Origin of the sequence: uncultured Brachyspira sp. (assembly GCF_934747485.1) — a bacterium.
Taxonomy (GTDB): Bacteria; Spirochaetota; Brachyspiria; order Brachyspirales; family Brachyspiraceae; genus Brachyspira.
Genome location: NZ_CAKVGN010000012.1, coordinates 1 through 12,665, shown reverse-complemented (window position 1 = coordinate 12,665; position 12,665 = coordinate 1). Strand labels below are relative to the sequence as shown.

12 protein-coding genes and 1 tRNA gene are annotated in these 12,665 nt (G+C 26.8%); 1 reads left to right on the top strand and 12 read right to left on the bottom strand.

Annotation, left to right across the window (positions count from 1 at the left end; genetic code table 11):
- Positions 1–23: 23 nt before the first annotated feature.
- From Q0H31_RS03600 to Q0H31_RS03560, 9 genes are all read right to left on the bottom strand, one after another.
- Positions 24–1,238, bottom strand: a complete 1,215-nt coding sequence (locus tag Q0H31_RS03600; protein WP_295295826.1) for a glycoside hydrolase family 16 protein — start codon at positions 1,236–1,238, stop codon at positions 24–26.
- 124 nt (positions 1,239–1,362) lie between these two features.
- A complete protein-coding gene (locus Q0H31_RS03595; protein WP_295295824.1) occupies positions 1,363–2,547 on the bottom strand; it encodes a bifunctional ornithine acetyltransferase/N-acetylglutamate synthase in 1,185 nt (394 codons plus the stop codon).
- Positions 2,540–3,025 carry a hypothetical protein gene (locus Q0H31_RS03590; RefSeq protein ID WP_295295822.1) on the bottom strand — a complete coding sequence of 162 codons (486 nt, stop codon included), beginning with the start codon at positions 3,023–3,025 and terminating at the stop codon, positions 2,540–2,542. The genes Q0H31_RS03595 and Q0H31_RS03590 overlap by 8 nt, the downstream gene beginning before the upstream one ends.
- A 63-nt stretch (positions 3,026–3,088) precedes the next feature.
- Complete coding sequence (locus Q0H31_RS03585; RefSeq protein WP_295295820.1) at positions 3,089–3,460, bottom strand: DNA primase; 372 nt, start codon at positions 3,458–3,460, stop codon at positions 3,089–3,091.
- 216 nt (positions 3,461–3,676) lie between these two features.
- Positions 3,677–4,846 carry an iron-containing alcohol dehydrogenase gene (locus Q0H31_RS03580; RefSeq protein ID WP_295295818.1) on the bottom strand — a complete coding sequence of 390 codons (1,170 nt, stop codon included), beginning with the start codon at positions 4,844–4,846 and terminating at the stop codon, positions 3,677–3,679.
- A gap of 360 nt (positions 4,847–5,206) precedes the next feature.
- Positions 5,207–6,163 (bottom strand): glycosyltransferase family 8 protein, encoded by a 957-nt coding sequence (locus Q0H31_RS03575; RefSeq protein ID WP_295295817.1) that lies wholly within the window; start codon positions 6,161–6,163, stop codon positions 5,207–5,209.
- A 19-nt stretch (positions 6,164–6,182) separates the two neighbouring features.
- Positions 6,183–7,175, bottom strand: a complete 993-nt coding sequence (locus Q0H31_RS03570; protein WP_295295816.1) for a lysylphosphatidylglycerol synthase transmembrane domain-containing protein — start codon at positions 7,173–7,175, stop codon at positions 6,183–6,185.
- A gap of 22 nt (positions 7,176–7,197) precedes the next feature.
- Complete coding sequence (locus Q0H31_RS03565; RefSeq protein ID WP_295295815.1) at positions 7,198–8,715, bottom strand: DUF5312 family protein; 1,518 nt, start codon at positions 8,713–8,715, stop codon at positions 7,198–7,200.
- A gap of 62 nt (positions 8,716–8,777) precedes the next feature.
- Positions 8,778–9,497 carry a DUF4241 domain-containing protein gene (locus Q0H31_RS03560; protein ID WP_295295814.1) on the bottom strand — a complete coding sequence of 240 codons (720 nt, stop codon included), beginning with the start codon at positions 9,495–9,497 and terminating at the stop codon, positions 8,778–8,780.
- 291 nt (positions 9,498–9,788) lie between these two features.
- Here Q0H31_RS03560 and Q0H31_RS03555 point away from each other — a divergent pair, with 291 nt between their 5' ends.
- Positions 9,789–10,256 (top strand): hypothetical protein, encoded by a 468-nt coding sequence (locus Q0H31_RS03555; protein WP_295295813.1) that lies wholly within the window; start codon positions 9,789–9,791, stop codon positions 10,254–10,256.
- Between the two features lie 154 nt (positions 10,257–10,410).
- Here the strand turns inward: Q0H31_RS03555 and clpP are convergent, their stop codons facing one another.
- The 3 genes from clpP to Q0H31_RS03540 form a co-directional block, all read right to left on the bottom strand.
- Positions 10,411–11,040: an ATP-dependent Clp endopeptidase proteolytic subunit ClpP gene (clpP, locus tag Q0H31_RS03550; RefSeq protein ID WP_013244222.1), complete on the bottom strand. Its 630-nt coding sequence runs from the start codon at positions 11,038–11,040 to the stop codon at positions 10,411–10,413.
- A 29-nt stretch (positions 11,041–11,069) separates the two neighbouring features.
- Positions 11,070–12,380, bottom strand: coding sequence for a trigger factor (locus Q0H31_RS03545; RefSeq protein ID WP_295295811.1), 1,311 nt, complete (start codon positions 12,378–12,380; stop codon positions 11,070–11,072).
- 72 nt (positions 12,381–12,452) lie between these two features.
- Positions 12,453–12,525, bottom strand: a tRNA-Gly gene (locus Q0H31_RS03540).
- Positions 12,526–12,665: the final 140 nt, after the last annotated feature.

Genomic DNA, 12,665 nt, shown 5'->3' with positions numbered 1-12,665 from the left:
TTTATATTATTTTTTTCTCAATTTTATTCCCATTGAACATCTTTATAATATTCACATCCATTTTCACCTCTTGAATTATCCAATATAGTGTCTTTATTAGGAGAAACTTTCACCCAATCCACATCCATCCAAGTTTCCAAACCCGCCTGAGCACCTCCGGGATAATCATCTTCTTTTCCATTATTGTTAGCTCTTCCTACTCCCACATTCATAATTATGTGGAAAGCTGATTTATCAACGAATGGGTATTTTAATATATCATTGGTTTTTAAATATGGATCTCTTCCCTTAACTCCGTCAATATACCAGTATATACCTTCTTTAGTCCATTCTAAAGTATAAATATGCCATTCGTCTATATTAGTTATAGGCTGATTTCCTGGGGAATAATCATAATTAGGTCCATCTTCTCCAACATGTATAGTCTGATCTATTCTTTCAGGAGTTTTATATACATATTCCATAATATCTATTTCTCCTCCTGCTGCCCAATTTGCCCAATTAGGGTTAAGTTCATCATCACCTTTAGAAGGCATAAGCCATAAAGCAGGGAAAGGTCCTTTTGTAGGATTTTCAGCCTGATTTTTTAATCTAGCTCTGAACTCTGCTTTTCCATAAGTGAAGTAAAATACTTGTTTTGATCCTCCTGTTCTTATACCGCTTCCTGTAGAAGTACTGTCTTCATTTCCTGTTTTTGATGCTTTAAAATGTAAATACTCGGTATCTCCCTCTTTTTTAAGTTCAAGATTTCTAAAACTTCCATTCATGGAATGATTCCAAGCAGCTCCTCCTTTCCAAGCAGCAATCCATTTTCCTTTCCAAGGCTCTAAATTTTCTGCTTGTTCGGCATTAGCTGGAAGTGCTTCATTTTGATAAAACTCATCATAAAATAAATATGTTGTAATATTGTTTGTTTCATATAATATTTTTTCAGTTTCTGAGGTTATATCTGCTATTTGTATATTGTATCCTGATCCTGGATTTACATTTATTTTTTGATTTGAAGATGTAATTTGTACTGTAATATCTTTACCGGGATTAGATGATATATCAGTTTCTGTACCTACTGCTCTGAATTCAATTTTTCTATCTTTTAAAAAAGATTCTTCAAAGTTTACAATTATGTATTTATCCTGTATTTCAATGCTTTTAAATTGATTATTTATAGTATTACTTTTATCATTACATGATATTATAACTATAAACAATAAAGCTGAAAATAATAATTTTTTATCCATATATAGCTCCATAAATTTAGTTTATGGTTAAAAAATATCATACTTTTATAAAAACTCAAACAATAATTATACCGCTTTAATATGGTAAATATTTTTAACAAGATATTGTAAGTAAAATAAAAAACTAAATATTATAACTTGAATGTATTGATATATATTCTTGGCTTATATCTGTAAAATAATAGTAGTCTTCAAATTTTGTATTGTAGCCGCAATCTAATATAATATTATGCTCATTTTTATCTTTATTTAAACTATTATTTAATATTTTTAATTCATCTTCATTTTCATTAATTTTACCGTTTTTGCAAATATTAATATCATCTACTGTTATTGACATTTTATCTATATTAACATTCATATTTCCTATAGTTAATAAGAGCTTACGATAATCTATTTCATTTGATATAAATAAAATCTTTACAAGATTAGACTTTGATATTTTTCTCGCTGTTTCTAAGGCATCTTTTTGAGTTTTTGCTTTTTTTACAGATACCATAATAGTTTTACTCATTCCCTCGCCGTCTAATAATATCATTTTAGATATAACAGCACATATCTCTTCTAATTTTTGCTGCAGTTCCAAAAAGAGTTTTTTATTTTTTTCATTAAGAATTTTATTTTCTAATGCACCATTTGCCATTATCAAAGCCATATCATTGGTTGATGTTTCTCCGTCTATTGATATTCTGTTTAATGTATGTTCCACTGCATATTTAAAAGCTTTATTTAATGTCTTTTTTTCTACATTCAAATCTGTAAATATAAATAATAATACAGTAGCCATGTTTGGGTGAACTATTGAACTTCCCTTAGCTATTGCTAAAAAATTTGCTGTTTTATCTTCTATTTGAAATTGTGTTTTATATACTTTATCTATTCTATCTCTGGTTTGAATTGCTTTGATAATATTTTCATCAAAACCAGAATATAATTTTGCATTAGTAATGGCATTTTTTATTTTTTCTGTTTCTAAAGGAATACCTATAATACCAGTGGAAGCCATCATTATATTTTCTTTTTTGCATTTAAAAACACTGCTTGAATGTTTAGCTATATCCAAAACATCTTGATAGCCTTTTTTACCAGTAAGTGCATTTGCAGATTTACTATTTACTATCAATAACTCAATTTTATTTTTGTCATTATTTTTAGAAAATTGTATAGGAGCTGCCTGTAATTTGTTTTGTGTATATAATGCAGATACTGTGCTTGGAACTTCACTTTTTATTATAGCAAGGTCATAATCATTGTTTTTTAGACCTGCTTTTATTGCCGCGGAAGAAAATCCCTTAGGCATATCATACATTAAATAAATCCTCCTCTTCAGGATCGGAATCGTCTTCTACCTTTTTTACTTTTCTATTTTCGTAATTTATTCTCTTTCTTACAAAAAGTTTAGTGCCTTTAGAATTCTTCCTCTCTTGTATGATGCCAAAAGTGCCGGAACCTAAATAAACTATTTTATCATTTTCTTCCATCTCTTCTTCATTATTATTTTTTATTTCTTTTAATATACATTCAAAATGTGCAAGCTTGTTTGTAACATTATGTGTTATAGCTTCTTCTGGTATATATATAGGTTCATCGCATATAGGACATATTGCTTTCTCTGATTTGTCTTTCATCTTATTGCTAAGATATATCTTTTCATATTCTTCTATAGTTTTTTTATTTCTATATTGATTATGATTATTTTTCTTTTTATTGTTATAAGAGTTGTCTTTTTTCTTCTTATTATAAAAATTATTATAATTTTTAAATTTATTATTATTTTTTTCAGCCATCAAAAAACCTGCTATTATAAGCAATATCAATATTTTTTATATATCAATATTGCTTATATATTATTAATCTTCATCATCAAAATCGTCATCGAAATCTTCTTCTTCATCGTCAAAATCGTCATCAAAATCATCATCATCGAAGTCATCATCAAAATCATCGTCAAAATCTAAATCATCATCATAGTCATCATCAAAATCATCTTCATCATCATAATCGTCATACTCATCATCATCTTCTTCATATTCATCATCAAAGTCATCATCGAAGTCGTCATCAAAATCATCTTCATCATCATAATCGTCATACTCATCATCATCTTCTTCATCGTCATAATCATCATAATCATCATCATCGAAATCATCATCAAATTTAGCAAAATATCCATTCAACATTTCTATAATATTAAAAAAACTAAGATATTCTAATTTTTCCATATTTACTCCATTTTATCGTAATTTTAAGGCTATCATAATACAATACTTTTTTTTGTCAAGTCATTTTTTATAAATTGCATACTATTATATATAAACTTTTCTAATATTATTATTTTATTCATAATATAACAAACTAATATGGTTATTTTAATCATATAAAAACCCCAAGTATTATATAAATAATACTCGGGGAAAACTATGATTAAAATATATTAATTAAAAGTTAACAGCATTACCATAATAAGCAGCTTCTAATACTTTTTTCATATTAGCAACATCTGTCTCTCTTGGGTTAGAACCTGTACAAGGGTCAGCAACAGCATTTTTAGCTATATCATCACATTTTTGTTTGAAATGGTCTTCAGCTACGCCGTTGTCTTTATAAGTTTGTTTAATGCCTAATTTAACATTCAATTCTTTAACTTTATTTACCAAAGCAGCAGTAAGTTCTGCATCAGTATTTCCAGAAAGTTTAAGCATTCTAGCTATATCAGCAAATCTGTTAGCACAAACTTTTGAATTATACTCTATAACATAAGGAAGAAGTATAGCATTACATCTGCCATGTGTGATGTGGAACTCAGCACCTGTTTTGTGAGCTAAACTATGTACTATACCAAGTAAAGCATTAGAGAAAGACATACCAGCTAAACATTGAGCAACATGTAATTTAGCCCTTCCTTCTTTATCTCCTTTAACAGCTTTTTCTATATTATGAACAATCATGTCAATTGCTTTCATAGCTAGAGCATCAGTTATATCAGTTCTAAGTCCTGCTACATAAGCTTCTATAGAGTGAGTTAAAGCGTCCATACCAGTGTCAGCAGAAACTGTTTCAGGCATTGTCATTGGTATTGAATAATCAAGTATAGCAATGTCTGGAGTAATTTCAAAGTCTGCTAAAGGGTATTTAATGTTAGTAGAATAGTCTGTGATAACTGAGAAAGCTGTAACTTCTGAAGCTGTACCGCTTGTAGAAGGAATAGCTGCAAATATTGCTTTCTTTCTAAGTTTAGGCATAGTGAAAGGAGTTTTAATATCATCGAATTTCTTCTCAGGATATTCATAGAAAACCCACATAGCCTTAGCAGCATCAAGTGCAGAACCGCCTCCTAATGCAACTATTACATCAGGATTAAATTCTCTCATAGCCTCAGCACCTTTATAAACTGTTTCTATAGAAGGGTCTGGCTCAACACCATCAAAAATTTTAACTTCTAAACCAGTGTCTTTTAATATCTTCTCACATTTATCAAGAAATCCACCTCTTTTCATAGATGAACCGCCTGTAACAATTATAGCTTTTTTGTAACCTTTTAAGTTTTTTAATTCTTCCATAGCATTGTCGCCATAGTATAAATCTCTAGGAATTGTAAATCTTGACATCTTTAATCTCCTAAAATATGTTTTTATTGTACCAAATTATAACATTTATAGAAAACTTGTCAATTATATTATAATTAAGTACATACATTTTTTAAAAAATTTAATGTATAAATATTGTATCTCTAATAATTATCTTAAATAAGATAAAAATATAACTAAATTATATATAATTAAAATAATTTGTTTCTTGTTTATACTCAATCTTAAAATTATTTCTTATATTTTCAAAATATATAAAGAAAAATAAGTTATATATACAATAAATATTTCAAGATATTATTTTTGAATATAATTAATATAAACTATAATAAGCGATGATTATATCTTATATTTTTTTATATTTTTTGATGTATTTTAATACTATTCAAACTTCTCTTTTATATCTATTTTATTTTTTATTTTAAAATCATTCCTCATATTTTTGGAAGGTATCCACCAAGATAATTTATCTATAAGTTTATTATGTTTTGTTATTTTAGAATCATTTTGATTAATTAATATAGTAGCATATTTGAGACTTTCATCTTTAAAGCTTTTAGTTTCTACAAAATATTTCCAAAATGAATAATAGAATCTATTTTTAACTATTGGCGTATTATGATACAGCGGTTTTACTAAAGTATAATGCGGAATTATAACATTTTCTATATTGTTATGTTTTTTAGCTATTGCTGAAGTAAAATTATATTTGTAATCAAAATATTTAGTTTTTCCGTGAAAGATAAAATTTAATATATCTTGTTCAGGAAAATATAACTTATTACTATTATTTACATATGAATCTATTTTGTCATATAAATTATTAGAATTAAACTCTTTTATATTAATTAGTAATAATCCAACATTAAAATATTTATGAGATGTATCTAAACCTATTTTTTTTAAATGTGAATTATTAAAATATTTATCTTCAACTGCCCCAACATAAAAATTATTTAAATCTGTTTCAAATAGTTCTCTTAAACTGTCAAGTACTATCATATCACAGTCTAAAAACAATACTTTATCTAAATGGGATAATAAGATAGGTATATCTAATTTAAAAAATATTTCAACAGACCATTTTCTATCCGTTTTTTCTTGAAACCATTTATTATATTTATCGATATTTACAGCATTATAATAATATATATCAAATTTTTTTATTTGTTTTAGATAATCCAATCTCAATTTATTATCATCTGATATATATGATGTTATTACATGAAAAGTAAATTTTTCATCATCTAAAGAATTTCTTAATATAGAAACAATCAATGCCTCCATATATCGAACAAATTTGTCATCAGAAGAAAAGCATATATTATATTCTTTCATATCAATCCTTTTAAAACAATCATTGTTTTTGTGATGTAGCCTCTTTCAAGTTTATGCCCATAATAAACAAGAATATAAATCCAATTACAGTAACAGGAATAATACCCATAATATGATAAACTAAAGCATAAGGAGCAGCTATTGTCTTTTCAACACCTATTAAAGAAAGACCAAAAATAATAGCCCATTCAAAAGGTCCTATTCCAGAAGGAGCAGAAGGTACAGCAAATCCAAAACCTCCCATAGCAAATACATATAATGCTATAATTGGTGAAGATTTTATATTAAAAGCCTCTAAAAGAAAACTTATAGTAAGTATTTGACCTATGAGATAAAGAATTGTATATAGAAATATTAAAAATATATGTTTAGCATCATTTTTAAAACCTATGCCGTCAATAAAATTGCAAGAGAACTCTATTAACTTTGAGCCAATTTTTTGCGGAAGTATTCCAAACACTTTATGAAAAACCTTATGAGCAAACTCTTTCTGCCACACTAAAAACATTAATACCAAAAAACCAACAATTGATACAACAAATAAAGCAATCGCAGCATAAGTAACAGTTTTAGGAAGATTTGGAATAAATGCCACAGAAATAGTAAGTATAACTCCTCCAGTAATAACATCAAATAATCTTTCTGTAACAACTGAAGCTATTAAAGCAGATTTACTCACATCTTCTTTGACTCCTAATATATAAGCACGTGCTACTTCTCCAAGCTTAGCAGGAAGTATATTATTAGCCATAAAACCTATATATGTAGCCATTACCACAGTTCTTTTTTTAATAGTTTTTTTTAAAGGTATAAAACATTCCCACCTTAAGCCTCTTAATGCTATTATTGCTACACTAAGTATTAAAGATATAATAAAATATGTTACATTAATATTTTTTACTACTTCAATAGAACCCTTTATATCAATGCCTCTAAAAGCAAAGTATAAACAGATAATACTTATAATTATACCTATAGTGATGTTAATAGCGGTTTTATATTTTTTATACATACGAACTCTCTAAATTTTATTATTACCTTACAAAGTTTTTTAATAGTGATATAAAGTTTTCAAAATCATCAAGCATCTCTTTTGCTATTTTCAAATTAAATCTCTCGAGTGAAGGTATTTTATTAGCATTTAAAATCTCATTTTTAGTACCGTTATTATAATCTTCTATAACATTCTTTACTATACTTGTTAAATCTAACACAGAGTTATAAGCATTAATAATTATTTTATTTCCATCTTCATCTAATTTTTTAACCATAGCTTCTATTAAATCTCTGCTTGTTAGGGCTTTATTTTTTGTAATAGTCCAACCTTTAAACCTTTTAAAGTTTTCAGATTCAGGACTTAATTGTGCATCAAAATTAACAATTTCCGTATTAGAATCATTTAAAGTATAAAATGCATCAAGCCCCATAGAGTTTCTCTCTTTACTAGCGAAATCTACTCCTAAAAACATATCATTTAAAGGGACTTTGTATTTTATATCAAATATTTCTACAACAAAAGTTTTTATATATTCTAAAGGCTCTACACAAGTGAAAGTAGTACATTCATATTTTTCTAAAAGTTCATTTTTATCATCATTAATGTTACTCATCTTCATTATTTCAATTCCGCTGAAAGTTTTTTCTCTCATAGTGTTAATTTTATTAAATTTTATTTCAGATACTATTTCATTCATATCTTTTTTCAAATTGTTTGTACAGTCTGTGATATAGTTTACAAAGATGTTCACATTAGATGAGTTTGTAGGAGACTTATATGTAAAATCCTTCAATAGATAAATAATAATATCACTTAATAAATTCGGTGTCTGTAAATATTTCACTCTGGCCAAAAATGATTTTAAATTATTTTCATCTATCTCAGGCATACCGCTATATTTTTGAAAAATTTTCAAAGCACTAGCCAATTCTTTTCTTATTACTATGCTTTTTATAGCTTCATCTAATCTTATTAAATCATCTACAACTTGTACATTAGATGTGCTTTTAAATGTAGGGTTAGAATTATATGCCCCGTCTACAAAAGAAGGACAAAAAGCTCTTAAAAATAAAAAGAAGTCAAAATTTGATATAGCTGCAAAATCTTTAAGTAAATTAAATGTTAAATTTATTTCTCTTCCATTATCGCTGCTGATAAATTTTTTGAACTTACTAAAATTATTTTTAACATCATTAAATACATTATTGATTTTTTCTCCGCTATTGAGTTTCTCTGTCATATATTCTTTGTTAAGCGTGAGATACAGGTTTTTCATCTCTTCGTTAAATGATACCTCTATTAAATAATATGAAAACTGTTTGCCGTCTTTGATAATAAACTCTTCTTTTAATGGATATAATAAGGGACCGATTACCTTATACATATCAAAAATAAATTTAGCAAGAGTATCTGTTAAAGCCCCTGTTTTTAAATCTACGAAATGATACTTACTATTTGATATTCTATTAGCATATTCCTGCAAACGAACCTTTTCAACTAAACTTGGAGTTCTTATATTAAAAAAATTGTATTTTATATAATCCAAAACATTCATTACTCTATATACTCCCAATATTTTTTATTAAATAAAATATTTATATAAGATTTTAAAAATCATTAATCATCATCAGCAAACAAATCTATAAAAACAATGTATAAAGCACAAATTTCGTATTTATCATCATAAGCAAAATATGTAGGATAAAATCCATCGCCATATCCGCTTTGAAATAAAACTATATTATATTTACTATCCGGTATATCAAAATTAAGCCAATCACCATATTCACTTTGATATTTTGGATATTTTTTAGCATTATCTTCTAATAGCTTTGCAAACAAATCATCATATCTATTATAATTATCTCCTTTTGATTCTATTAATTTATCTTCAAATTTTATAAAATCATTAAGAGCATTATAATCGCATATACAAGCCATACCAGCATCTACAGGAAAACCAAAAAAATCTCCGTCTTCTACATCATCTAATTCCTCTACGCCAGTCAATGCCAAATCATAATACTTAGGTGTATTATCAGATATTTGAAGCTTCACAATAGCATATCTCTCTTCATCTTCCAAAACACCGGCAAGTACTTTATATTTATTTGGCTTAATTTCTTGTATAAAGGATAGAGACTCTTCATCTAAATAAGCTAAAGGATCACATACAACAATTTTTCCGCTTTCTATGTTCACTTCACCCAAATCTATAACTTCTAATTTTGAGTTATTTATTTCTTTTTTTGTAAATGCTTCTTCTAAATTATCTTGTGATTTCAGCATATATTTTATTGCAGAATATTTTTCAAGCCACTCTTTAGAAACTTGCATATTGTCCTCTATAAAAAATAATCCTATATAAAATAAATGGATTTGGTAGGTATATTAAAATATAGTTCCATATTATTTTATAGCAATAAGTAAAAAAGTCAACAAATTTAATTATAATATACCTCATATAGCTATATGTATGATATTTTTATACCACTGAATTTTTTAGTAAAGTTGAAGTTTTTTCAATATATACTATCATATCAAAAGAAAAGCATATATTAATACTATGTATTTTTAATATAATTAATAAAGTATGATTTTAATAAATATGAAAGGAGGGGCTAAATAATGAATAAAAAAATATTGTATGAGATTTATAGATTACAAGGATTGCAGTCTATAATATATCTATGTAATAATAATCCAAAACTATGGGAACAATATAAAGCTTTTGCATATGCTTTAAATTGTAGAATATATCCATCTTTAGATATAGATAATTATTCAATATTTGATGAGTTTGATGATGATGTATATACTGGCTGCGGAAGAGATGATTCAAATTATTTTTTTGAATATTTTGATAAATATGATTTAGATAATAATTTAGACAGTTTAACATTTTATAAAATAGAAAACGACCTTGGAGGTAAAGCTAAAAGAGACAAAATCATATTTTATTTAAAATATTTACAATTACATGGTAAATTACCGGAATTATACCCGCATTTAAATGATGATGCACCTGTAGAGGCTAAATACTTAGAAAAAAATACTAATTTTAATATAACAGATATTAGACTATTTGATATATAACAAATAAGTATAATTTAAATTACTAATACTTGAAATTATTTTATTAACAATAAATGTATTTTATATGCTTTTCATTTATTATTAAAAAATAACGATATCATCAAAAAAATTTTATAATAAAAAATAATTTACCGTATTTATAATAAAATAATTATTATTCTCTGCTTGAGAAAACTTTATCTATGATGCCGTATTCTTTAGCCTCTTCAGCACTCATAAAATAATCTCTATCCATATCAGCTTCAAGTTTTTTAAGTTCCTGACCAGTATGTTTTACAAATATATCATTTAATATAGCTTTTAATCTGATAGTTTCTCTTAATTGTATTTCCATATCAGTAACCATACCTCTTGAGCCGCCTGAAGGTTGGTGTATCATGATTCTTGAGTTTACAGTAGCAAATCTCTTACCGCTTGCACCGCCTGCAAGAAGCAATGCACCTGCAGAAGCTGCCTGACCAACACATAAAGTAGCAACATCAGGTTTTACATATTGCATAGTATCATACATACCCAAAGCAGCAGTAACAACTCCTCCGGGACTGTTTATATATAAAGAAATATCTTTTTCAGGGTCAGCAGATTCTAAGAATAATAATTGTGCTATTACAACATTAGCAACATCATCATTAATCTCACCGCCCAAAAATATGATTCTATCTTTCAAAAGTCTTGAATAAATGTCATAAGAACGTTCGCCTCTGCTTGTCTGCTCTATAACATAAGGTATAGTCATATAACTTTTTTCTATATATTTTTTGTCAACTCTGTCAAATTTGTACATCATAAACCCTTTATTACAATTCTCTAAAATTAATATCCAGCCCAAAGATCATTTTCATTAGCAACAAATCTTCCAGCATCTTTTTCTGTAATATTAATATGACCTTTTATATAATCTAATATAGCCTCTGATACAGCTCTATTTTCTGCCTCTTTCATTATATGGTTAATAATCTCTTGCTGCTCTTCTTTAGGTCTTTTTGATAATCCTAAATAGCTTTGATATTGATAAAGTCTGTTAGCATATTCTTTAGCTTTATCTTCATTTATGTTAAGAGAATCTTTATAAACATCAGCAAACTTAGCCATAATCAAATCAAAACTAATTTGTTTTTTAACATTCTCTTCATATTCTTTTTTGATATCTTCTTCTTTTTTTCCAACAGAAATGAAGAAATCTGTTTTAGTCATTCCATTTCCAGAAACTTGTCTTTCAAAGTCTTCTAAAGACCTATTTAATTCCATTTCATAATAGCCTTTAGGTATATCTACTTTTACAAGTTCTAACATTTTATTAAATATAGCATCATTTATAAGTTCAGAATCTGCTCTTGCTTCTGCTCTTTTAGCTAAATGCTCTTTTAAGCCCTCTTTTACTTTTTTTACTTCCTCTTCTTTAGAGTCATCTTTAATATTCGGCTTTTCTACTTTTAACACTTCCATAATGAAAGTAGCTTCTCTGTCATTAACATAAGTAGTTAAAAGCTTTTTATCACCTTTTTTAACATCTACAGCATTTTTAGCAAATATAGTTTCATTTTCATTATCTGTAGCTATAACAGTTAATTCTTTATTATATTTTTTGTTTTCTTCATCATCAAACTCAATTTTTACATATACTTTATCGCCAAGCTCAGATTTTAATTCGCTCTCTTCAAAAGGAGAAAATCTCTGTAAAGATAATTTATATGCTTTTTCAACAGCCTCGTCATCAACATCATATTTATTTTTTTCGAGAGTAATAGATGAAAGTTCAGGCAAAGTAATATCAGGAAGCGGATAATATTCATAAGTAAGATGAAGACCATCATCTTTATTTTCTAAATAAGATAATTTAGGAGTAGCAATACATTTAGCATTTTTTTCATCGCTGTAAGTATTCCAAACATTTTCTATCATCACTTCATTAGTAGCTGATTCTAAACCATCTTTATATCTTGAAAGTATAATATTGTTAGGAGCATGTCCAATTCTAAAACCTTTAATATTAACTTTAGGTTTATAGTATTCAATTTGTTTTTCTAATTCTTTATTATAAGCATCTTTAGAAACAACAACTTTTAGAGTAACTAAATCCTTATCACCTGTAGAAGTTTCGAAGTTAAAATCTTTAATGTCCATTGATATACAACCTTTATGTAAAAAATTAAAAAAACCCTCAACAGAAATAATTCTATCGAGGGTTATCTGATGAGCGGGAAACGGGACTCGAACCCGCGACAGTCTGCATGGCAAGCAGAAACTCTACCAACTGAGTTATTCCCGCATTAGACTTGTTAAGTATTATAACATAAGTGCATTTAAATGTCAATACTTTTTTTATATATTTGTTGTTTAGGAGCCATACATATTGCACGTTTTTTAGTTTAAAAAAAGCAGGTATTCCTTATAATTTAATTAACTAAA